The sequence below is a fragment of the Nostoc piscinale CENA21 genome (assembly GCF_001298445.1).
Classification (GTDB): domain Bacteria; phylum Cyanobacteriota; class Cyanobacteriia; order Cyanobacteriales; family Nostocaceae; genus Nostoc_B; species Nostoc_B piscinale_A.
Window position 1 is genome coordinate 6581329 of record NZ_CP012036.1, and the last position, 22586, is coordinate 6603914.

The following is a 22586-nucleotide window of genomic DNA, read 5'->3' on the forward strand; positions in this document are numbered from 1 at the left end:
TTATTTAAACTGTTTTTCAAAGTAATAACCAATGCTCTCTTGAAAGTGGTCAAAACCAAATTTGGTAATTACTCTATTTCTTAATTCTTCTGGTTGGTACATAAGGGAATTAGGATATTCCCCTCGTAATATTTGAATTATAGTTTGAGCGATCACTTCTATATTATCTGGGTCAACCAGTGCGCCTAATTCTCCTTGGCAAAGAGCATCAACTGCTCCATCCTGATTACCTCCCAGAGTAGGTTTACCACAGGCCATAGCTTCTAGGTGAACTATGCCAAAGCCTTCACCCTTACTGGGCATGGCAAAAAGATCACAAAGATTATAATAATCCCGCAGTTCTTGATCAGGGATATAGCCAGCTAAGGTTACACAGTCTTGGAGTTGTAGTTTGACTATTAACTGTTCAATTCTGGCGCGGTCATTTCCTTCCCCCACTAAAACATAATGCACATCGGGAATAGCTTGACGAATTTGAGGCAAAGCTTGCAAAATTTTGTCATAGCCCTTACACCTTTGTGGTGATTGGGAAAGACGGGTAACAGTAAGAATAACTGGTTGCTGAGGATTTAAGCCATATTGTTTGAGGAGATGATCCGGCTTAGGTGCAATTTGAAAATTATCAGCATTGAAGGTATTGGGTAGAACTACAACTTTCTCTGGCTGTAGTTTTTGTTCTTGCAAAAGGCGATCGCGCGTATAGCTACTTACGGCTAAAATCAAGTCAGCATTTTCTAGGGCTTTCTTAACTAGGGGATTTTGGATATCCCAAGCATCAATACCATGTGCTGCAACCCAGTAGGGAATGCCTATTAACTTTTTCAACAAGTTAGCAGTAACACTAAAGTTGGGATGGGTGGAAAAAATCAATTTGGGACGTTGCTGAAGCCCAAGACCAATCATTTGAGCCGCAAGGGCTGGAGTACGTAAGGCTAAAGGCCAATTACCAGCCGTATGAAAACATAAATTAGCTGATTTTGGTGGTACGCCTGTATCATGTTTAATCACAATATCGTAGACACAATCAGGGTAAAGACTTTGAAATGCTGTTAAACACAAAGAAGAGTAACGCTGAATCCCCCCTGTTGAGTTGAATAGGGCAGGAAACCAAAGATGAAAGTGGTATTTACTTTTGCTAGAGGGCTGTTTAATCACTTTTGGGAAAATTGCGTAGGATATTATATTATTTTGTTTAAATAACTAGCTTTACCTGACTTTCACTTGGCGTGATAGATGAAATTACATAGTCTAATGCTTGTTTTAAACCCTGACTTGCCTGAGTATAACTGTACTGAGAAACAATTTTTTGACTTTCCTCGCCCCATTGTTGCAAACGCTGACGATCAGAAAATGCTTCTTGCAGACTAGCAGCTAAAGCTGACACATCACCAGCTGGAAACACAAGCCCATTGCGTTGCGGATAAATCAAATCTTGAGCGCAACCTACATGACTGCTGACAATTACTGGGCAAGACAAGCACATTCCTTCATTAATCGCTAGTCCCCAAGTTTCTGAAGTACCGTAACTAGGTAACACGAATAAATCAGCAATTGCATAAGTACGAGGCATCAAAGTTTGATTTTGAAAAGGCGCAAAGTAGATATTTGCGTGTTTTGCGGCGGTTGCTTTTAAGTCTGTTTCTAAAGAACCTCCACCAATGAATAGTAAGGAAACTTGAGATAAGTTCGCAATTAAAAAAAGCTTGTAGTAAATCTAAAGGACGTTTCTTGGGTTCAAACTTACCAGCAAATGCAATTACTGCATGATCTGATGGTATGCCTAATTCCTGCTTCCAAATTATTGCTTGCTGTTTAGCATGAGCAGCTTGAGAAAAAAAGCGATCATTATCTACAGCATGGGGAGAGAAAAATAGATGATTACTGGGTACACCGTGATATTTAAAATATTCATAATTGGCTTTTCCTACATATAGACAACCAGCAAAACGCCGATAAATTTGGGTAATAAATTGCTGACGCGCCCATGCTTTAATTCCAGTAGGTCTTAATAGGCGATGTGAATCACCCCGAAATAGTAACGGTATTCTACGGGAGTCCCAATGCAATAAAAAGTTATAGATGCTGGCATAGTTATAATTCATCAACAACACTGCATTAGGATTATAAGCTTTTACCTGTGAGATTAAAGATGGATTTTGTAACCCCCAAAAATGACTAACTCCTGGTTTAGAACTAAAGTTTGGTACAAACTCATATTTATATCCATCTAGTAAGGGGATATCCCACTGCAAAACTTGTTGGAATCCGGCATCAAGCTTTTGGGTGACACCAAAATCCCACAAATAAAACACTTTAATTTGTAAATGATCATCATGAGCTAGATAGCGAAACCAAGGAGCATAATACTGTATTGGATGAGAAGTAATAATGGCTAATTTAGTTTTATTCATGATTTAAAGCATTCTTCTTCCCTGAAAACTATAACTAGGAACTCGCTGTTTCTTCATTAAAAAAAAGTGCGATGCCAGTTAGAACTGTACTTGATTGAGATAAAGCAGCAACATATACTCCAGCAGAATATTCTGATTGAAATGCAAAGGACATCATCATGACAGCAAATAAAGACTGAACTGAAAGAATTGGTGCATTAATACTCCAACGAGTAGCTTTTCCATAGGCTGCACCTAGTATGATTGCCAATCCGCCACAACCCATTAATCCAAAATTCGCGTATGATTCTGCTAGTAAACCCCAGCCAATAGTAGTTGCTAAACTCTGTTCGCGCGTTTGAAGTTTATAATGTATATTTAACAAACTTGTACCTTCGTGCGACCTAATCTTATTAGGGTTAAATATTCGTGGGACTATCAACTCTGGTAATATTGAATATGTCTGTCCATACATATATGGGATAGGATATGGGCTTTTCTTTTGAGCTAAAAGTAGCATTTGAACTACACTAGCACGCTCAAAGAATGAAGATTTTTCTTCTTTATTAGATAAATTCTCCTGATCATTATGCTTATTAACATAGTCTAGTGAATAACCTATCCATTCAGCATATCTAGTAGGATATTCCCAGGGTTGAAGATAATACTGTGTAGTACCCCAGTATTTATGTCTCATTTCACCCTTGCCATAGTGGAGTAAAGAAACGCATACTAGGACTATAATAATCGGTATTATATAGGAATCATATTTGATTTTTGAAAAAAAACAAGAGATAATACGGAGACAGGTAATAAGTATAAGGAAGAACAATGCTGAATCAGCACTTGCAGCAGGCGATCGCTGAACTAGAGGAATTTATAGTTCAAAATATAAATGCCCGTGAAGCGAGAAAAGGATTAGCAGTAAAGCTGGTTTATCAAGGTTACTTATATGAGGAAATCAAGAAAATTCTTGGTGTTTCACTTGGTTCAATAACAGGTTGGAAACAAGTATATGAGGAGAATGGTGTTGATGGTCTAAGACTAAATTATAAAGGAAGAAAAAGCTATTTGAGTAATGAGCAGCGAGAGGAAGTATTGAGTTGGCTTCAAACAAAGGATTATTGGGAAATAGGAGAATTAGAGTATAAACTAGCTTTTGAATACGATGTAGTTTACGAAACGAAAAAAAAGTTACTACGATTTGTTTTAAAGCAGCAGGAATAAGTTGGAAAAAAAAACACGAAAAGTTAACCCAAAAGCCGACCCAGATGCTGTTGATGCAAAAAAAAGAGATTGAAACATTGTTGGAAAACAACCGGAGCGAAATTGAAACAGGTAAATTAAGAGTGCTACTGATTGATGAATGTCATTTAATGTGGGGAGACTTAAGTGGTTATATATGGGGTAAAACAGACCAAGAAATTATGGTTCCGGTGGTCAATGAACGAGAGAAACAAACATATTATGGAGCCATTGACTATCTTCAAGGAGAATTAATACTTAAAACTTATGATGCTGGAAATTCCCAAAATACGATTGATTATCTACGTTATTTGCTAGATGAGTCTCCTAATCAGCAATTATTAATTTTTTGGGATGGTGCTAGTTACCATCGTTCTCAAGAAATTAAGAATTTTTTGGATGAACTGAATAAAGGACTTTCAACTGACCAGTGGAAAATACACTGCGTTCGTTTTGCTCCTAATTGTCCAACACAAAACCCTATTGAGGATGTTTGGTTGCAAGCCAAAACCTGGGTTCGACGTTTTTGTGCTTTGCTCCCTTCATTTTCTCATTTAAAATGGATGTTTGAATGGTTTATCCGTCACACTACCTTTGATTTTCCCACTCTTCAGATGTACGGAGCTTTTTCAAAAATCAAATATTAGTCCTATATACAGAAGTTATTGATTATCCAAGAAACGAAGATGGAGAAATTCAAGCAATGATTCACCCCCAACTTCAGTTTCGAGATTATGAGCCACTTAACCCTGGTGAACCGATATTTTTAACCTTTGAAGGGAAAGCGATCGCTTATCAAGGCACATCCACAGTTTACCCTATTTTCATCAACGAAGCTGCATATTATGAAAAGGGAATTGCGATGTGTTTAACACAGAAGAAAACCACACAAATTTAACATAAATTTTAAGTCTCACGCAAAGGCACAAAGGCGCAAAGAGCAAGAGTTTTAACAGTGAAATTTCATATATCCGCGCAATTCTGCAATTACACTTAGATTTTTCATACTGCTGTCAAAAACTTCCGAAACATATTCTAAAACAGCATGATGATACATTTAATCGCAAGCATAATAGGTGAGAAATCTAGTTTAATTTTATTTACATAAAAAACCTCCCTTGTTCAGAGAGGTGAAGTAGTCGAAATGCAGTGAAAGGAAATTTAACTAACGATAATCTGGGGTTTGAATATTCCGCAGACGGGCTGCATCGCGCATATTATAATCAGCACGAGTAAAGCGATTTAATTGCTGTTCAAAAAACTCACGATTGGCTTGCAAATGTTTAGGATTAGGGTCATCTAAGGGATATAAAAGTGCAGTGCGTAAAGCTTGAATTACGGCAGAAGTCACGTTATACATTGAGCGTTGGAAACTAATACCCAACTGAATCAACATATCGTCTTCACCACGGCAATGTTGTTTGTAATAATCAACAAGATATTGTGGTAAGAAGTGCAACATATCTTGCATTAATAATGTGGGTGGAATACCAGCAGTACCTACAGGAAAGACATCGGCGTAGAGAATGCCGTAGTGGAAATCTTTTTGGTCATCAGGGACTTGTCCTGCTTGGGCGTTGTAAGATTTTGTGCCTCTAAAGGGGGCGGTGCGGTAGAATACAGCTTCAACGTAGGGTAATGCTGCTTCATACAACCAAGTGAAGCCTTTTGATTTGGGGATGATTTCGTAGCATTCGCCACGGATATAAACATGATGGTAAATCGGACGACCGGCGATCGCAAATATGCCATTCACCAAAAAGTTCATTGCATCAGGTACGCCTTTAAACCCGCCTTCGTCGTAAATGTCGGACATTTCAAAGAACACTGGGGCCATGACTTCCCAGAATAAGCCGAGGTTAGAGTAGTAGGACATTTGGCGGCACTGTTCCAAAAACATATCAGGAAACAGTTTGTACAGTCCCAGCATTACAGGGTTGCCTTGGAAGTAGGCTTTAATTGCCCTGTCGGCGTTGGCTTTGTATTCTTCGGAATCGAGATAAGCATCAAATTGATTGACTGGCGCATACATGTGTCTATGCCAAAGCATTGCCCGCATACAAGCTTCCGCAAATTCCATATTGATGCGATCGTGGAATAAGTGATGCAATAAATTTGGCATTTTCAAGGTTTCACCCTTTTCCATAAATGCCAAAAGTTCAGGGTGGGCTGTTGCTTCACCGCGCCAAATTCTTAAATCAGCAGTATCGCCAGCGTAATGATTATGAAGGTCTAAATACTCTTTTGGTAAGAAGTATTTAAAAAATGCAAATGGCTCTAAAAATACTTGTTCAGCTATATATAATAAGTCACGCCAGTAAAAATCCATCGGTACAGCATAAGCCTTATAAATACCGATAATTTGCATCAAATTTTCTGGCGTGTCTGGTAGCATTGAACCACCTGCTTCTAAACGATGAATTACTTCGGCAAATTCATGGCAAGAAGGCGGTAATTTAGTATTCACAGATTTTTCAGGAGTCTGTACCATGTTGTTTCCTAGATGTTAAATGTATTTTTTTAAGCTAATAAGTCATTAGTCATTCGTCCTTTGTAAATACAAATGACAAAGGACAAAGGACAAACTTTATTTCAACGCAACTTGAGAATTTACGGTTTTTTCCGCCGGGGGAATTGTCGCTACCATTGCTGTAGTTGTGGTTTCACTCCAGCGCACTAACCAAGTAGGTTGGACTCCCAAAAAGATGATTAAGGCTGCCAAAATTAGGGCTGGCATTTTTTCAGACCACAACACTTTAGGATAGTAGGCTAAATCATTGTCGAGTTTGCCAAAACAGGTGCGGTTCAGTAGGATGACGAAATATACAGCAGTCAAACCACTGGCGACGACACATAATATTGTCGGGATGGGAAAGATAGAGAAACTGCCCTGAAAAACGATAAATTCAGCGATAAATCCTGTTAAACCGGGAATACCTGCACTAGCCATGCCACTTAATACGAGTAAGGCACTAATTAAAGGTATGCCACGAATTGGACTCATTAAACCGTTGAGTTTATCTAACTCCCGTGTGCCGGCTTTGGCTTCCACGACTCCTACCAAATGGAAGAGAATGGCAAGGATGATGCCGTGACTAAACATTTGGGAAACTGCACCGACTAAGGCGAGGGCGTTACTAGCAGCACTGGCAAGCAATACATAGCCCATGTGACCAATAGAACTGTATGCTACCATCCGCTTGATATCTTTTTGGGCGATCGCAATTACTGCCCCATAAATCGCGCTAATTGCTCCCCAAATTGCCAAGGTTGGTGCCACAATACTCCAAGCGTTGGGAAACATCCCCATACCAAACCGCAATAAACCGTAGGTTCCCAGTTTTGCCAACACACCACCTAATAAAATAGCGATGGGTGCGGAAGCTTCTACATAAGCATCGGGTAGCCAAGTGTGGAAGGGAACCAAAGGAATTTTGATACCAAAACCCAGGATGATTCCTGCTAGTAACAGCAGTTGCATTCCAGCCGAGAGGGTTTGAGTAGAAACAGCATCAAAGGCAAAGCTTGTGGAACCTGTTAGCCATACCATACCTAAGAAGGTGGCTAAAATTAATGCGCCGGAAACCGCAGTGTAAATCAGAAATTTAATTCCTGCGTAAGCTCGTTTTTCACCGCCCCAAATTGAAATTAATAAATAGAAGGGGATTAATTCTAATTCGTAGAACAGGAAGAACAATAGTAAGTTTTCAGCGAGGAATGCCCCAGCAACACCGCCACTTACTAACAAAATCATTGAATAAAATAAGCGGGGGCGTTCTGTATCTTTGCTGCTGCTGTAAATAGCAATCCAAGTCAGGAGGCTATTTAAAATCAACATTAATATGGATAGCCCATCCACCCCTAATTGATAACTTAAACCAAGGGTTTCGTTCCAAGGTAAATATTCTTGAAACTGCATCCCTGGTGTAGTTAAATCAAATTTCAAGAGGATGAATAAATTCCACAGCAGGATTAACCCGGAGAAGGTGAGGGATACCAAGCGCAAGCGATTTGGTTGGATGGCATTGTTAGGCCAAAACCCAATAATTACGGAAGCGATAATTGGTGCCCAAATTAAAACACTTAGCATGGGAGTTTTTAACCGCCGATGAACGCAGATGGAAGAGAAAGTGAGTTGCGGGGGTTTCCCCCGTTGAAGCAACTGCCGTGCAGATGATTAGTAGAGAACTAGGGAAGCAACAAGAAATTACAAGGAAACACTGACTATGGATCTTTGAACATTAAGCCTTAATGTTTGAACGTTAAGCCTTGATCTTTAAACATTAAGCCTTAATGTTTGAACGTTAAGCCTTGATCTTTAAACATTAAGCCTTAATGTTTGAACGTTAAGCCTTGATCTTTGAACATTAAGCCTTAATGTTTGAACATTGACCATGAACCTTAGACTCAAAACATCAACTCTAGAAACTGTACGCCCCAGTATGGCCATGTCACCCACACGCCTAAAAGACCAATTCCCAAGAGGACTGTAAAGGCATAAGTTTGAGTTTGACCAGAGGTGCTGTATTTTAAACCTTCGCCACCAAGGAGGGAGAACAACCCAACAAAGTTGACAATGCCATCTACTACAAAGCGGTCAACCATATCAGCAAATTTTGCCAGCTGGGCAACGCTGAAAATGATGGTCATACGGTAGATTTTAGGAGTGTAAAAATCGTAAGCCAACAAATCTTGCAAACCTTTCCAGGGTAAGCGAACTGGCTTGGGAATGTTGCCGAAATAAATTACGCCAGCGACGCTGCAACCAAAGATAGTAGACCAAATTAACAGTAGTGCTACATCTTTATTCATGTTTACCCAGTCAGGGAAGAGTGATAAGCTTTGCAACACTAAGGGCAGATGCAGCACAAAGCCGAGTAAAATCACCATTGGTAGTACCATTGGCCAGTGAACTTCTGGAGATCGCTCACTCATCTGCTTAGGTTTGCCAGCAAAAATCAAGCCAAATTCTCTGGTTAAACTGATGGCTGTCAACGCATTCACAGCTATAACTACCCCAACTAGCCAAGGCTGAGTTTCCCATAACCCATCGGCTAATTCCATCAATGCCCAAAAGCTACCGAGGGGTGGAAACCCAATTAATCCTAAAGTCCCAACAATAAAAGCAATAGCAGAGATAGGACGGCGTGACCAAAGTCCACCTAATTGAGTCACATTTTGAGTGATGCTGTTCCAGATAATGCCACCAGTACTCATCACTAACAAAGCTGCGGCTAGGGCATTAGTGAGGACTAATAACAATGCTGCGTCATCTTGCTGTGTGCCTACAGCGATGAACACCAAGCCCATGTAAGCACTCACAGAATAGGATTGGCAGCGTTTGATGTCAATTTGCGCGATCGCAATTAAAGATGCACCAATAGCTGTTACTGACCCAATTGCTACCAGCGCGGTAGAAACTAGCGGTGATAGAGTTAATACGGGTTGTAGTTTAATCAGTACCCATGCGCCACTGGCTACGACTACCGAGTTCCGCAAAATTGTACTGGGAACAGGGCCTTCCATCGCTTCATCTAACCACAAGTGCAGGGGGAATTGGGCGCATTTACCCATCGGCCCGGCAATTAAGGCTAAACCTACCAAAGTAATTACTGTGGGGTCAACTTCCGCAGTTTTCGCCCATACAGCGAGTTCGTTGTAATCCCAGGTTCCCGCCAGAGTCCACAAACCTAAAACCCCAATCAGCAGAAACAAGTCTCCTACCCGTTTGGTTAAAAAAGCGTCTCTTGCACCACTCACCACCAAGGGTTGGCTAAACCATAAGCCAACTAACAGGTAGGTTCCCAAGGTGAGGATTTCCAGAATTACATAACTAAAGAACAAGTTATTACATAAAGCTAGGGCGCACAATCCGGCTTCAAACAAACCTAATAAAGAATAGAAGCGTCCCCAACCCCAATCCATTTCCATGTAACCAATAGCATAAATTTGTGCTAATAAATTTAAACCAGTGATTACTACTAATGCGCCTACACTAATTGAGGAGAGTTCGACAGCAATGGTCAAGTCTAAACCTGCTGTTGATAACCAATGAATAAATACTTCTTGGGGGGGATGATTCCAAGTTGCTTGTAAGGCGATCGCACTATGGAGAAACGCCAAAAATGTCATTATTAAGTTTACATAACCTGCTGGCCTTGGCCCAGTTTTGCGAATGATCCCTGGCGACCAAGGTACAGCTAAAAGCCCACCACTTAAGGCATATAAAGGAACCAGCCAAACAGTCTCTAGTAGAAACTGAGCCATGAAAATACCTCTAGATTTAAACAAGAATCAGTGTTTTGGTATCAAATCGCTTTGATCCCGCTGCTATGCACTATTCAAAAATGCAAGTTTATATTTGCTTAATTTTGTTAGATTAAGCTTACCGTTATCTGAGGCAAAAGGGAATTAGTTGATTAGATAAATCAGCGATAATTAGTCTAATTAATTCTTATATATCTATGGATTGAATTAACCAATGTCATCTATCGATTAATATCTATGGTTTTTCTATAGAGAAATAAATATAGTAATCATTATTTATATCTTGGGATCACTCTGTTCTACGTATAAAGACACCCAATGACTAATGAATAACTCTTTCATATATTTTTCAGACCTCAGACTTCTTGTCCTCAATTCGCAAACCCATAATGATTAAGTCCCGTTCTACCCTATCTAGTTCTGCAACTTGCGGTAAATGTCCCCAACGTTGAAAACCTAATGTTTCAAAAAGTTTTAGACTGGGGTGATTATGGGCAAAAATAAAACCTAAGAGCGTTTTTAAACCTAAATTGGGACTTTCCGCAATTGCGAGGCTTAATAGTCGTCTTCCCAAACCGCAATGATGAAAAGCTGGGGCAATATAAATACTAATTTCGGCAGTAGAATTATAAGCTGGGCGACCGTAAAATGATTGGAAACTTAGCCAACCAGCAATTATACCTTCCTGTTCAATTACCCACAAAGGACGATAATTAGGTGAGCGCCCATGAAACCAAGTGCGGCGACTTTCCACAGATACAGGTTCTAAATCAGCAGTAGCGAGACGGCTAGGAACCGCCGCATTATAAATGGCTACGATCGCAGGTAAATCAGCTTCAGTCGCATGGCGGATAGTCATTGCCACCGTGTCAGAAAGGATATTGTAGAAAATATTCAAAAATCATACAGTGTTCATTAAAAGAATTCTATGCCTGATTTAGTACTAGTTGGTGGTGGTCATAGTCATACGATCGCACTAAAAATGTTTGGCATGAAACCACTACCAGGAGTATGTTTAACTTTAATCACGCCAGCATCAGACACACCTTATTCGGGAATGCTACCCGGACACATTGCTGGATTATATAGTTACGATGAGTGCCATATTAATTTGTCAAGATTAGCTGACTTAGCTCATGCACATTTATATATAGACCAAGCCATTGGTTTAGATTTAGAAAATCGTCAAGTAATTTGTGCTAACCGTCCTGCGGTAAATTTTGATGTGCTGTCTATTGATATTGGCAGCACTCCCGCTACAATCTCTGTACCAGGTGCAGCAGAATACGCTATACCAGCTAAACCAGTAGCAAAACTTCTCGATTACTGGTATAAACTGCTGCAAAACGTTCACGAAAATCCTCAGCAGCAACTCAAAATAGCAATTGTCGGTGGTGGTGTGGGTGGCGTAGAATTAGCACTCGCCATACAAGCGCATTTACAGCAAATCTTGATTGCGAAACAGCAACCAGTTCAAAATCTGGAAATTCATTTATTTCATCGTCATCAAGAAATTTTGCCCCATAATCATGAATCAGTACAGCTTCAGGTAAAACAAGTTTTAACCCGTCGAGGTATTAGGCTGCATCTAGGTGAGTCTGTTTTTCAAATTACACAGATATACCAAGAACTCTTTGCCGTGAAATGTGAATCTGGGTTAGTGGTAGAGTGTCATAAAGTTTTTTGGGTAACACAAGCCGCAGCAGTAGACTGGTTAACAACTACCGGACTCGGAACTGATGAACAAGGCTTTATTTTAGTCAACGATACTTTGCAATCCCAAACCCATCCGTATGTATTTGCTGCTGGTGATATTGCCACAATGGTAAACCATCCCCGTCCCAAAGCAGGTGTATTTGCAGTGCGTCAAGGTAAACCATTGTTTGAGAACTTGCAACGAATGATTTTAGGCAAACCACTCAAACCTTATATACCACAGCAACAATATCTAAGTTTAATTGGGACAGGCGACAAACGAGCGATCGCTACCAAAGGCGCATTCACCTTACCACCCCACCCTTTAACATGGTGCTGGAAAGATTGGATTGACCGCCGCTTTATGCAAAGGTTGAGTGTGTAAGCACAACACACAGTAAGATATTATGAACTAGACTTTCTCGTTAACTGAAACAGTTAGCAAACTTATCTATTGCTGAATTATGGAATGAAATTTAACGGATTAAAATTTAAAACTCTTTATTCTCTCTGCGTCTCTGCGTTAAAGAAATCAATGCCACATTTATGCAACACCAAAACATGGTCAAATAAAAATAATTAAACAATTAATCATTTTACATTTCTAATAACTGCATAATTATTAACTAATGAATACTGCTTTTATTTGTACCACAGCATTACTACCCATTTTCGCTTTATTTATTACTGCCTGTACTGGCTCTACCACTAGCACAAATCCAACCAATAATAACAATGCAACTCCAGGAACATCAGGTGTTATACCTATTGGGATTGCCGTAGCCCAAACAAGTAATGTTGCATTACTGGGTCAAGAACAAGTTGCTGGCGCTAAAATTGCCGAAAAATATTTTAATAATAAAGGTGGTATTAATGGCACACCCATTAAATTAGTCTTTCAAGATACTGCTGGCGATGAAGCTGGTACAATTAATGCCTTTCAAGCATTAATTAATAAAGATAAAGTTGTGGGAATTGTCGGGCCGACTTTATCACAACAAGCCTTTAGTGCTGACCCCATTGCCGAACGGGCTAAAATACCTGTACTTGGCCCTTCAAATACAGCCAAAGGTATACCAGAAATTGGTGATTACATTGCGCGGGTTTCAGCACCAGTTTCTGTAGTTGCGCCGAATTCAATCAAAGCTGCACTCAAGCTAAATCCTAACATTAAAAAAGTAGCTGTTTTCTACGCGCAAAATGACGCATTTAGCAAATCAGAAACCGAAATATTTCAGCAAACAGTCAAAGAACAAAATTTAGAATTAGTTACAGTCCAAAAATTCCAAACTAGCGATACAGATTTTCAAAGTCAAGCCACCAATGCAATTAACCTGAAACCAGATTTAGTAATTATTTCTGGTTTAGCTGCCGATGGTGGTAACTTAGTAAGACAACTGCGAGAATTAGGCTATAAAGGCTTAATTGTTGGTGGTAATGGTCTAAATACATCTAATATTTTGCCAGTTTGTAAGGCACTTTGCGATGGTGTGCTAATTGCTCAAGCATACAGCCCAGAACATCCTGGTGAAATTAATACCGCATTTCGTCAAGCTTATGTAGACCAATTTAAAAAAAGAACCACCTCAATTTAGCGCCCAAGCATTTGCAGCAGTTCAAGTATATGTAGAAGCTCTAAAATCTTTAGATCAAAAGAGTAAAGTTAACAAGTTAGAATTACCAGCATTGCGAACAGAATTGAACAAACAGCTACTGACTGGTAAATACAATACACCATTAGGTGAAATTGGTTTTACACCGATAGGAGAAGTAGTACAAAAAGACTTTTACGTAGCTCAAATTAAAATGGAACCAGATGGTAGTAAAGGTAAATTTACATTTTTGAAATAGTAGCTACATGGATATTAGTCTGTTTTTTCAACAATTATTAAATGGGTTATCTATTGGCAGTGTCTACGCGATTTTTGCTTTAGGATATACCTTGGTTTATTCTATTTTAGGCATCATTAATTTAGCGCATGGTGCAATTTTTACCCTTGGTGCATATTTCACTTATGCACTCATGGGTGGAACTTTTGGATTTAACGGTTTGCTGGCAAATTTGACCCTACCTGTACAATTACCATTTGCCATATCTTTAATCATTGGCAGTAGCCTAGCGGGATTAGTAGGAGTCGCAATGGAACGTGTTGCTTTCTTACCTTTGCGCCGCCAAGGATCTGATCCTTTATTAACAGTTGTTTCTAGCTTAGGTGTAGCAGTAGTAATTGTTAACTTGATTCAGTATTTAGTAGGTGCAGAAAGTTATACGTATCCCGCTAATACTTTTGGTAATTTACCACCCGCAATTAATTTCGGCACTGTCGAAAAATCAATTCCAATTCGCAGTGTGCAGATATTAATTTTTGTGGTGTCAATGGTAATTGTGGCAATTCTTACCTATTTTATTAATCGGACTAAATATGGTAAGGCAATGCAAGCAATCGCCGAAGATACAACTACAGCTAGTTTACTAGGAATTAATAGCGATCGCTTTATTGTTTTGACATTTTTTTATCAGCAGTTTCTTAGCAGGATTAGCCGGAACATTGGTGGCTTCTAGTGTGAGTATTGCTGGCCCATACTTTGGTATCGCCTTTGGTTTACGGGGTTTAGCTGTGATAGTCTTGGGTGGTTTGGGTAGTATTCCTGGTGCAGTTTTAGGAGGATTACTTATTGGTTTAGTAGAAGCTTTTGTCCCCGCCGAATATTCTGGCTACAAAGATGCGGTAGCATTTGGAATATTGTTTATCATGCTGTTAGTTAGACCTCAAGGTTTACTTGGGCGGCGTTTCGTTCAGAAAGTCTAAGAAGTTCTGTATTCTGGCACTTTATGGCTGAATTTTTTTCAACTTATGGTTCACTAATTGTCTCGATGGTGCTAGGCGCATTATTAGGACTTTCTTTGTACTTACCTTTAATGACTGGACAATTATCTTTAGCCAGTCCAGGATTTTATGCTTTAGGTGGATATATTGCAGCGATTTTATCCACAAAAGTATTTACATCCAGTAGTAATTTATTTCCCATACATTTACTTTTATTGGAAATGTTAATCGCTGGTTTAGTGTCTGGTATACTGGGTTTATTAGTAGGTATTCCGGCGCTCAGATTACGGGGAATTTATCTAGCGATCGCCACCATTGCTTTTGTGGAAGTTCTGCGAGTTCTTTCCTTAAATTTAGAAATTACAGGCGGTGCTGTCGGTATTTTTGGTATACCCCAACCGTTCCAAAGTCAAATAGAATATTTGTGGATTGCTTTACCATTACTGTTAATTAGTATGCTGTTATTCTATCGTTTAGAACGCGTGCGAGTCGGTAGAGCATTTACAGCCATACGCGAAGATGAATTAGCAGCAGGGGCAATAGGAATTAACCCTACCTACTATAAAGTTTTAGCCTTTACTTTGGGTGCAGTTCTAGCTGGTGTTGTAGGTGCAATTAGCGCCCATTTTCTCAACACTTGGAATGCGCGTCAAGGTACATTTGATGCCAGTATTATTTATTTAACTTTTGTTTTAATCGGTGGTTCAAGAACTTTTTTTAGGTTCTGTTGTAGGTGGTATGGTATTCACAGCCCTACCAGAAATTCTACGTGGTATCGCCGACTCAGGTATTTTTCCTAATTGGTTAGGTTGGTTAGCCCAATTTCTCAGAGATGGCAGATTAATTATTTTTGGTTTACTCATAGTCATAGGTACTATTTTCTTTCCACAAGGCTTAGTCACACCTGAGATTTTTCAAATAGGTAAAGTCAGAAAATAAAAGAGAATATGCAAATTTAAATATGTCTGAGATTAATTCCCCAGATAAAAACAAAGTGATATTAGAAGCCAAGTCCCTAACTCGCCGCTTTGGTGGTTTAGTAGCGGTAAATAATGTATTTTTTAAAGTTAATCAACATGAAATTTTTGGCTTAATTGGCCCTAATGGTGCAGGAAAAACAACTTTATTTAATTTAATTACAGCCCTGATTCCACCTTCTGAAGGAGAATTGATTTATCAAGGTCAAGAAATTTCTCAATTGCGCCCGCATCAAATTGCAGCTTTAGGTATTGCGAGAACCTTTCAAAATATTCGCTTATTTGGTGAATTATCAGCCTTAGAAAATGTCATTATTGCTCGGCATTTGCATACTAAAAGTAATATGATTACAGGAGTTTTGGGATTACCACCCGCACCCGCTGAAGAATATCAAAGTAAACAAAAAGCTTTAGAATTATTAGAACTAGTAGGTTTGAGCGATCGCGCAGCCGAAAAAGCTAAAAATTTCGCTTACGGTGATCAACGTCGCTTAGAAATAGCCCGTGCATTAGCTTTAGAACCACAAATCTTGCTTTTAGACGAACCAGCTGCCGGTATGAACCCCAGTGAAAAACAGCAACTCAGCGAATTTATCTGCAATCTCCGCGATCGCTTCAAATTAACCATCATTCTGATTGAACATCACGTACCATTAGTCATGGGTTTGTGCGATCGAATTGCTGTCTTAGATTTTGGTCAATTAATCGCCTTGGGTGAACCATCTGTAGTCAGAAATAATCCGGCTGTCATTGAGGCTTATTTAGGAAATGAATAACCTTCCTACAATTACAGCCGAATTTACTGGAAGGCAGTGTCTTGGTGAGACAGAAACGTAATCTTAGATAAACACTTGCGCCCGTATTAGTTTCGAGGCTTGTACAATTTATACAGTTGTTTTCTTTAGTAAAGGATAACCCAGCTTTTCTCGTTGCTCTACATATAGTTGTGCAACTTTTCGCGCCAAATGACGAATCCTCGCAATATAACGAGTTCGCTCTGTTACAGAAATTACTCCTCTGGCATCCAGCAAATTGAAAGTGTGCGAACACTTCATTACATAATCCAAGCTGGGTAAGACTAAACCACGCTCCGTCAACTGATTAGCTTCCTGCTCATACAAATTAAACAGTGTTAGCAACATCTCAGGATTTGATGCTTCAAAGTTGTAAGTACTCTGCTCAATCTCATTTTGCAAGAAAACATCTCCATAAGTAATGTCATCTGTCCATTGAAGCTTGATAATTGCTTCCACTTGCTGGAGATACATTGCCAACCGCTCTAATCCATAAGTAATTTCAATTGATACAGGCCGACAGTCTATACCGCCGCATTGTTGAAAGTAGGTAAATTGAGTAATTTCCATTCCATCCAACCAGACTTCCCAGCCAGTTCCCCAAGCACCTACCGTTGCATCTTCCCAGTTATCTTCCACAAACCGGACATCATGGTCTTCAGGACGAATACCCAAAGCCCTCAAAGAATCAAGATAAATCTGTTGAATGTTATCTGGTGACGGTTTAATTAAAACTTGGTACTGATAATAATGTTGGAAACGGTTAGGGTTTTCGCCATAACGACCATCCGTGGGGCGGCGACATGGTTCAACATAAGCCACAGCCCAAGGTTCTGGCCCCAATGCCCTTAAAAATGTATGGGGATTTTTTGTCCCAGCGCCCTTTTCAATGTCATAAGGCTGGGCAATCAAGCAACCGCGATCACTCCAGAATTGATGCAGTGTGGCTATTACTGACTGAAAATTCACTCTCTACCCTTCCTTTCTCTGCACAGTGCATTCACTATTGTGGACTAGAAAGCCGATGAGTAGAGAGTTCAAAGAAGGGGGAAAATTTTTTTTTGCAGAAGAGGTTGACACTCAACAAAGGAAGAGATATATTGGATAAGTGCCTGAGAGAGGGGGCGCTGCAAAGCGAAGCTCGCTCGAAGGGAACCGAACCATGAAAAGATTATAGTTTGAAAGCAATAATAGCACAAGTACCTGCGTCAAGTAAATAGTATAACCAGGCTAAGGTTAAAAAAGAGTAGCCAAGAAAGGAATCAAAACGGAGAGTTTGATCCTGGCTCAGGATGAACGCTGGCGGTATGCTTAACACATGCAAGTCGAACGGAATCTTAGGATTCAGTGGCGGACGGGTGAGTAACGCGTGAGAATCTAGCTTCAGGTCGGGGATAACTACTGGAAACGGTGGCTAATACCGGATGTGCCGAGAGGTGAAAGGCTAGCTGCCTGAAGATGAGCTCGCGTCTGATTAGCTAGTTGGTGTGGTAAGAGCGCACCAAGGCGACGATCAGTAGCTGGTCTGAGAGGATGATCAGCCACACTGGGACTGAGACACGGCCCAGACTCCTACGGGAGGCAGCAGTGGGGAATTTTCCGCAATGGGCGAAAGCCTGACGGAGCAATACCGCGTGAGGGAGGAAGGCTCTTGGGTTGTAAACCTCTTTTCTCAAGGAAGAAAAAATGACGGTACTTGAGGAATAAGCATCGGCTAACTCCGTGCCAGCAGCCGCGGTAATACGGAGGATGCAAGCGTTATCCGGAATGATTGGGCGTAAAGCGTCCGCAGGTGGCGATGTAAGTCTGCTGTTAAAGAGTCTAGCTTAACTAGATAAAAGCAGTGGAAACTACATAGCTAGAGTGCGTTCGGGGTAGAGGGAATTCCTGGTGTAGCGGTGAAATGCGTAGAGATCAGGAAGAACACCGGTGGCGAAGGCGCTCTACTAGGCCGCAACTGACACTGAGGGACGAAAGCTAGGGGAGCGAATGGGATTAGATACCCCAGTAGTCCTAGCCGTAAACGATGGATACTAGGCGTTGCGAGTATCGACCCTCGCAGTGCCGGAGCCAACGCGTTAAGTATCCCGCCTGGGGAGTACGCACGCAAGTGTGAAACTCAAAGGAATTGACGGGGGCCCGCACAAGCGGTGGAGTATGTGGTTTAATTCGATGCAACGCGAAGAACCTTACCAAGACTTGACATGTCGCGAATCCTTGTGAAAGCAGGGAGTGCCTTCGGGAGCGCGAACACAGGTGGTGCATGGCTGTCGTCAGCTCGTGTCGTGAGATGTTGGGTTAAGTCCCGCAACGAGCGCAACCCTCGTTTTTAGTTGCCAGCATTAAGTTGGGCACTCTAGAGAGACTGCCGGTGACAAACCGGAGGAAGGTGGGGATGACGTCAAGTCAGCATGCCCCTTACGTCTTGGGCTACACACGTACTACAATGCTCCGAACAGAGGGCAGCGAGCTAGCGATAGCAAGCAAATCCCGGAAATCGGAGCTCAGTTCAGATCGAAGGCTGCAACTCGCCTTCGTGAAGGAGGAATCGCTAGTAATTGCAGGTCAGCATACTGCAGTGAATTCGTTCCCGGGCCTTGTACACACCGCCCGTCACACCATGGAAGCTGGCAACGCCCGAAGTCATTACCCCAACCGTGAGGAGGGGGATGCCTAAGGCAGTGCTGGTGACTGGGGTGAAGTCGTAACAAGGTAGCCGTACCGGAAGGTGTGGCTGGATCACCTCCTTTTAGGGAGACCTACCCAACTTGGAATCGAAAGCGCACAGCAAATAGAGAACAAGATGGTCAACCTAGGTCGGTCGCAGAGGATTGTGTAAGCTTTCAAACTATATTTGGTTCGTATTGGGGCTATTAGCTCAGGTGGTTAGAGCGCACCCCTGATAAGGGTGAGGTCCCTGGTTCGAGTCCAGGATGGCCCACCTGAAAGCAATTGGCAATGTGCAATTCGCAATTCGCTATTAATAACTGCGAATTGAAAATTGTGAACTGCGAATTGTGTGGGGGGGTTTAGCTCAGTTGGTAGAGCGCCTGCTTTGCAAGCAGGATGTCAGCGGTTCGAGTCCGCTAACCTCCACCTGAAAAAACAAAAAACAAAGGAAAAAAAGACCAGCACCTAACAAATAGAAAGAGTTAGAATGCTGGGTTGAATCCTAGCCAGAACCTTGAAAACTGCATAGAAACGCGATTGTATAGCAGGCAGTCAAAAAAGTCAAAAGTGAAAAGTCAAAAGGCAAAAAAGCTAAAAGACCGGAAACAAAAGACAAAAGACTGCGGGTGAAACACCAATTGTTAAGTGGTCAAGCGAAAAAGAGCTAATGGTGGATACCTAGGCACACAGAGGCGAAGAAGGACGTGGTTACCGACGAAAAGCTCCGGGGAGTTGGAAGCAAACATTGAGCCGGAGATATCCGAATGGGGCAACCCTAAATACAGCCTGTTGAATATATAGACAGGTATGAGCCAACCCAGCGAACTGAAACATCTTAGTAGCTGGAGGAAAAGAAATCAAAAGAGATTCCCTGTGTAGTGGTGAGCGAAAGGGGAAGAGCCTAAACCAAAGGGTTTACCTTTTGGGGTAGTGGGACAGCAATATCGAATCTAGAGGCTAGACGAAGCAGCTAAATACTGCACCAGAGAAAGTGAAAGTCTTGTAGTCGAAAGTCAAAGGATAGAAGCTGAATCCCGAGTAGCATGGGGCACGAGGAATCCCATGTGAATCAGCGAGGACCATCTCGTAAGGCTAAATACTACTGTGTGACCGATAGAGAACAAGTACCGCGAGGGAAAGGTGAAAAGAACCCCGGAAGGGGAGTGAAATAGAACATGAAACCGTGAGCTTACAAGCAGTGGGAGTCCGATTAAACGGATGACCGCGTGCCTGTTGAAGAATGAGCCGGCGACTTATAGGCACTGGTAGGTTAAAGCGAGAATGCTGGAGCCAAAGGGAAACCGAGTCTGAAAAGGGCGATAATCAGTGTTTATAGACCCGAACCCTGGTGATCTAACCATGGCCAGGATGAAGCTGGGTAACACCAAGTGGAGGTCCGCACCGACCGATGTTGAAAAATCGGCGGATGAGCTGTGGTTAGGGGTGAAATGCCAATCGAACCAGGAGCTAGCTGGTTCTCCCCGAAATGTGTTGAGGCGCAGCGGTAATGAATATAGTCGGGGGGTAAAGCACTGTTTCGGTGCGGGCTGGGAGACCGGTACCAAATCGAGACAAACTCAGAATACCCGATGGACACATTGCCAGTGAGACGGTGGGGGATAAGCTTCATCGTCAAGAGGGAAACAGCCCAGACCACCAGCTAAGGTCCCCAAATCATCACTAAGTGATAAAGGAGGTGAGACTGCATAGACAACTAGGAGGTTTGCCTAGAAGCAGCCACCCTTGAAAGAGTGCGTAATAGCTCACTAGTCAAGCGGTCTTGCGCCGAAAATGAACGGGGCTAAGTGATGTACCGAAGCTGTGGGATTAAGAAATTAATCGGTAGGGGAGCGTTCCGTAGTAGGGAGAAGCAGTAGCGGCGAGCAGCTGTGGACGAAACGGAAGTGAGAATGTCGGCTTGAGTAGCGCAAACATTGGTGAGAATCCAATGCCCCGAAACCCTAAGGGTTCCAGAGCCAGGTTCGTCCGCTCTGGGTGAGTCGGGTCCTAAGGCGAGGTCGAAAGGCGTAGTCGATGGACACAGGGTGAAGATTCCCTGACTACGATATGGGAGCATGGCAAGGGACGCATGAAAAATAGCTACACCCTAATTGGTTTGGGAGGGGTTTACGAACTCCGCGTAGTGAAAGATAGTGCCAAGAAAAGCTAGTCATGTGATGAACATATGGTACCCGTACCCGAAACCGACACAGGTAGGGAGGTTGAGTAAACCAAGGGGCGCGAGATAACTCTCTCTAAGGAACTCGGCAAAATGGCCCCGTAACTTCGGAAGAAGGGGTGCCCACGAGAGTGGGTCGCAGTGAAGAGATCCAGGCGACTGTTTACCAAAAACACAGGTCTCCGCAAACTCGCAAGAGGAAGTATGGGGGCTGACGCCTGCCCAGTGCCGGAAGGTTAAGGAAGTTGGTCAGTGGCAACATGAAGCTGACGACCGAAGCCCCGGTGAACGGCGGCCGTAACTATAACGGTCCTAAGGTAGCGAAATTCCTTGTCGGGTAAGTTCCGACCCGCACGAAAGGCGTAACGATCTGGATGGTGTCTCAGAGAGAGACTCGGCGAAATAGGAATGTCTGTGAAGATACGGACTGCCTGCACCTGGACAGAAAGACCCTATGAAGCTTTACTGTAGCCTGGAATGGTGTCCGGGCTTCGCTTGCGCAGGATAGGTGGGAGACGAAGAGATATTCCTTGTGGGGGATATGGAGTCAACGGTGAGATACCACTCTGGCGAAGCTAGGATTCTAACTTACTACCGTGATCCGGTAGAAGGACAGTTTCAGGTGGGCAGTTTGACTGGGGCGGTCGCCTCCTAAAAGGTAACGGAGGCGCGCAAAGGTTCCCTCAGCACGCTTGGAAACCGTGCGGCGAGTGTAAAGGCATAAAGGGAGCTTGACTGCAAGACTGACAAGTCGAGCAGGTACGAAAGTAGGCCTTAGTGATCCGACGGCGCAGAGTGGAATGGCCGTCGCTCAACGGATAAAAGTTACTCTAGGGATAACAGGCTGATCTCCCCCAAGAGTCCACATCGACGGGGAGGTTTGGCACCTCGATGTCGGCTCATCGCAACCTGGGGCGGAAGTACGTCCCAAGGGTTGGGCTGTTCGCCCATTAAAGCGGTACGTGAGCTGGGTTCAGAACGTCGTGAGACAGTTCGGTCCATATCCGGTGCAGGCGTTAGAACATTGAGAGGAGCCTTCCTTAGTACGAGAGGACCGGGAAGGACGCACCGCTGGTGTACCAGTTATTGTACCAACAGTAGACGCTGGGTAGCCAAGTGCGGAGCGGATAACCGCTGAAAGCATCTAAGTGGGAAGCCCACCTCAAGATGAGTGTTCTCACTACTTTAAGTAGGTAAGGTCACCTGTAGAACACAGGTTCTTAGGCGGTAGGTGGAAGTGCAGTAATGTATGTAGCCGAGCGTGCTAACAGACCGAGGGCTTGACCTCAAACATTTATTTGGTAAATCGCGTTTCTTGCAGTCTTCAGGGTTTCTGAATGGGTGACAGTTGTTTGATAACTGATAACTGCCCACTGTTCACTGTCTTTCCTGGTGCCTATGGCGCGGTGGAACCACACTGATACATCCCGAACTCAGAGGTGAAACGCTGCTGCGGCTACGATAGTTGGAGGGTCGCCTCCTGCCACAATTGCTCGGCGCCAGGTCTTTTTTTCCACTAAAAGCTCCTTTTAATGTAAAAA

Annotated in this window: 11 protein-coding genes, 2 tRNA genes, 3 rRNA genes and 5 pseudogenes; 12 read left to right on the forward strand and 9 right to left on the reverse strand. The window is 42.3% G+C overall.

The features are described 5' to 3' along the window. From ACX27_RS28340 to ACX27_RS28350, 4 genes are read right to left on the reverse strand one after another with little or no spacing between them, the layout of a single operon-like run. Window positions 1-1152 carry a glycosyltransferase gene (locus ACX27_RS28340; RefSeq protein ID WP_062298625.1) on the reverse strand — a complete coding sequence of 384 codons (1152 nt, stop codon included), beginning with the start codon at window positions 1150-1152 and terminating at the stop codon, window positions 1-3. Window positions 1153-1192: 40 nt separating this feature from the next. Continuing rightward, entirely contained in the window at window positions 1193-1660 is a 468-nt protein-coding gene (locus ACX27_RS34520; protein ID WP_235526700.1) for a glycosyltransferase family 4 protein, read from the reverse strand. Next, window positions 1545-2411, reverse strand: coding sequence for a glycosyltransferase family protein (locus tag ACX27_RS28345; protein ID WP_235526411.1), 867 nt, complete (start codon window positions 2409-2411; stop codon window positions 1545-1547). Before ACX27_RS28345 ends, ACX27_RS34520 begins: the two co-directional genes overlap by 116 nt. A gap of 34 nt (window positions 2412-2445) precedes the next feature. After that, entirely contained in the window at window positions 2446-3087 is a 642-nt protein-coding gene (locus ACX27_RS28350) for a hypothetical protein (RefSeq protein ID WP_062297451.1), read from the reverse strand. Between the two features lie 161 nt (window positions 3088-3248). Between ACX27_RS28350 and ACX27_RS32070 the strand changes: the two are divergent. Together ACX27_RS32070 and ACX27_RS28365 are read left to right on the forward strand one after the other, a co-directional pair. After that, window positions 3249-4282 (forward strand): annotated as a pseudogene (locus tag ACX27_RS32070) (IS630 family transposase). A 5-nt stretch (window positions 4283-4287) separates the two neighbouring features. Beyond that, window positions 4288-4533, forward strand: a pseudogene (locus tag ACX27_RS28365) (succinylglutamate desuccinylase/aspartoacylase domain-containing protein); the annotation flags it as partial. Between the two features lie 267 nt (window positions 4534-4800). On the opposite strand, the gene ACX27_RS28370 reads toward ACX27_RS28365, so the two are convergent. From ACX27_RS28370 to ACX27_RS28385, 4 genes are all read right to left on the reverse strand, one after another. Continuing rightward, a complete protein-coding gene (locus ACX27_RS28370; RefSeq protein WP_062297454.1) occupies window positions 4801-6126 on the reverse strand; it encodes a CO2 hydration protein in 1326 nt (441 codons plus the stop codon). A 96-nt stretch (window positions 6127-6222) separates the two neighbouring features. Continuing rightward, window positions 6223-7725 (reverse strand): NADH-quinone oxidoreductase subunit M, encoded by a 1503-nt coding sequence (locus ACX27_RS28375; RefSeq protein WP_062297456.1) that lies wholly within the window; start codon window positions 7723-7725, stop codon window positions 6223-6225. Window positions 7726-8042: 317 nt separating this feature from the next. After that, a complete protein-coding gene (locus ACX27_RS28380; protein ID WP_062297457.1) occupies window positions 8043-9902 on the reverse strand; it encodes an NAD(P)H-quinone oxidoreductase subunit F in 1860 nt (619 codons plus the stop codon). 349 nt (window positions 9903-10251) lie between these two features. After that, on the reverse strand, window positions 10252-10761 hold the full coding sequence (locus ACX27_RS28385; protein WP_062297459.1) for a GNAT family N-acetyltransferase: 510 nt from the start codon (window positions 10759-10761) through the stop codon (window positions 10252-10254). Window positions 10762-10830: 69 nt separating this feature from the next. On the opposite strand from ACX27_RS28385, the gene ACX27_RS28390 reads away from it, so the two are divergent. The 5 genes and pseudogenes from ACX27_RS28390 to ACX27_RS28410 all read left to right on the forward strand — a co-directional run bounded on the left by ACX27_RS28390 (window position 10831) and on the right by ACX27_RS28410 (window position 16178). Beyond that, on the forward strand, window positions 10831-11982 hold the full coding sequence (locus ACX27_RS28390) for an FAD-dependent oxidoreductase (RefSeq protein WP_062297461.1): 1152 nt from the start codon (window positions 10831-10833) through the stop codon (window positions 11980-11982). 244 nt (window positions 11983-12226) lie between these two features. Beyond that, a pseudogene (locus ACX27_RS28395) lies at window positions 12227-13448 on the forward strand (ABC transporter substrate-binding protein). A 7-nt stretch (window positions 13449-13455) separates the two neighbouring features. Continuing rightward, window positions 13456-14407: pseudogene (locus ACX27_RS28400) on the forward strand (branched-chain amino acid ABC transporter permease). Window positions 14408-14430: 23 nt separating this feature from the next. Further along, window positions 14431-15364 (forward strand): annotated as a pseudogene (locus tag ACX27_RS28405) (branched-chain amino acid ABC transporter permease). Window positions 15365-15386: 22 nt separating this feature from the next. Further along, window positions 15387-16178, forward strand: a complete 792-nt coding sequence (locus ACX27_RS28410) for an ABC transporter ATP-binding protein (protein ID WP_062297462.1) — start codon at window positions 15387-15389, stop codon at window positions 16176-16178. A gap of 108 nt (window positions 16179-16286) precedes the next feature. On the opposite strand, the gene glyQ is transcribed toward ACX27_RS28410, so the two are convergent. Next, window positions 16287-17165: a glycine--tRNA ligase subunit alpha gene (gene glyQ / locus ACX27_RS28415; RefSeq protein ID WP_062297464.1), complete on the reverse strand. Its 879-nt coding sequence runs from the start codon at window positions 17163-17165 to the stop codon at window positions 16287-16289. 295 nt (window positions 17166-17460) lie between these two features. Here glyQ and ACX27_RS28420 point away from each other — a divergent pair. From ACX27_RS28420 to rrf, 5 genes are all read left to right on the forward strand, one after another. After that, window positions 17461-18946, forward strand: a 16S ribosomal RNA gene (locus tag ACX27_RS28420). Window positions 18947-19063: 117 nt separating this feature from the next. Then, window positions 19064-19137 (forward strand) — tRNA-Ile (locus tag ACX27_RS28425). A gap of 82 nt (window positions 19138-19219) precedes the next feature. Then, a tRNA-Ala gene (locus ACX27_RS28430) sits at window positions 19220-19292 on the forward strand. Window positions 19293-19513: 221 nt separating this feature from the next. Further along, a 23S ribosomal RNA gene (locus ACX27_RS28435) occupies window positions 19514-22333 on the forward strand. A 100-nt stretch (window positions 22334-22433) separates the two neighbouring features. After that, window positions 22434-22550 (forward strand): 5S ribosomal RNA (rrf, locus tag ACX27_RS28440). Together the 16S, 23S and 5S rRNA genes with 2 tRNA genes alongside form the textbook arrangement of a ribosomal RNA operon. The last annotated feature ends 36 nt before the right edge of the window (window positions 22551-22586 follow it).

Excerpts from the sequence above, each read along its gene's own strand:
- ACX27_RS28345 (WP_235526411.1), bottom strand. The coding sequence starts at position 2,411 with ATGAATAAAACTAAATTAGCCATTATTACTTCTCATCCAATACAGTAT.
- ACX27_RS28350 (WP_062297451.1), bottom strand. The coding sequence starts at position 3,087 with ATGAGACATAAATACTGGGGTACTACACAGTATTATCTTCAACCCTGG.
- ACX27_RS28370 (WP_062297454.1), bottom strand. The coding sequence starts at position 6,126 with ATGGTACAGACTCCTGAAAAATCTGTGAATACTAAATTACCGCCTTCT.
- ACX27_RS28375 (WP_062297456.1), bottom strand. The coding sequence starts at position 7,725 with ATGCTAAGTGTTTTAATTTGGGCACCAATTATCGCTTCCGTAATTATT.
- ACX27_RS28380 (WP_062297457.1), bottom strand. The coding sequence starts at position 9,902 with ATGGCTCAGTTTCTACTAGAGACTGTTTGGCTGGTTCCTTTATATGCC.
- ACX27_RS28385 (WP_062297459.1), bottom strand. The coding sequence starts at position 10,761 with ATGACTATCCGCCATGCGACTGAAGCTGATTTACCTGCGATCGTAGCC.
- ACX27_RS28390 (WP_062297461.1), top strand. The coding sequence starts at position 10,831 with ATGCCTGATTTAGTACTAGTTGGTGGTGGTCATAGTCATACGATCGCA.
- ACX27_RS28410 (WP_062297462.1), top strand. The coding sequence starts at position 15,387 with ATGTCTGAGATTAATTCCCCAGATAAAAACAAAGTGATATTAGAAGCC.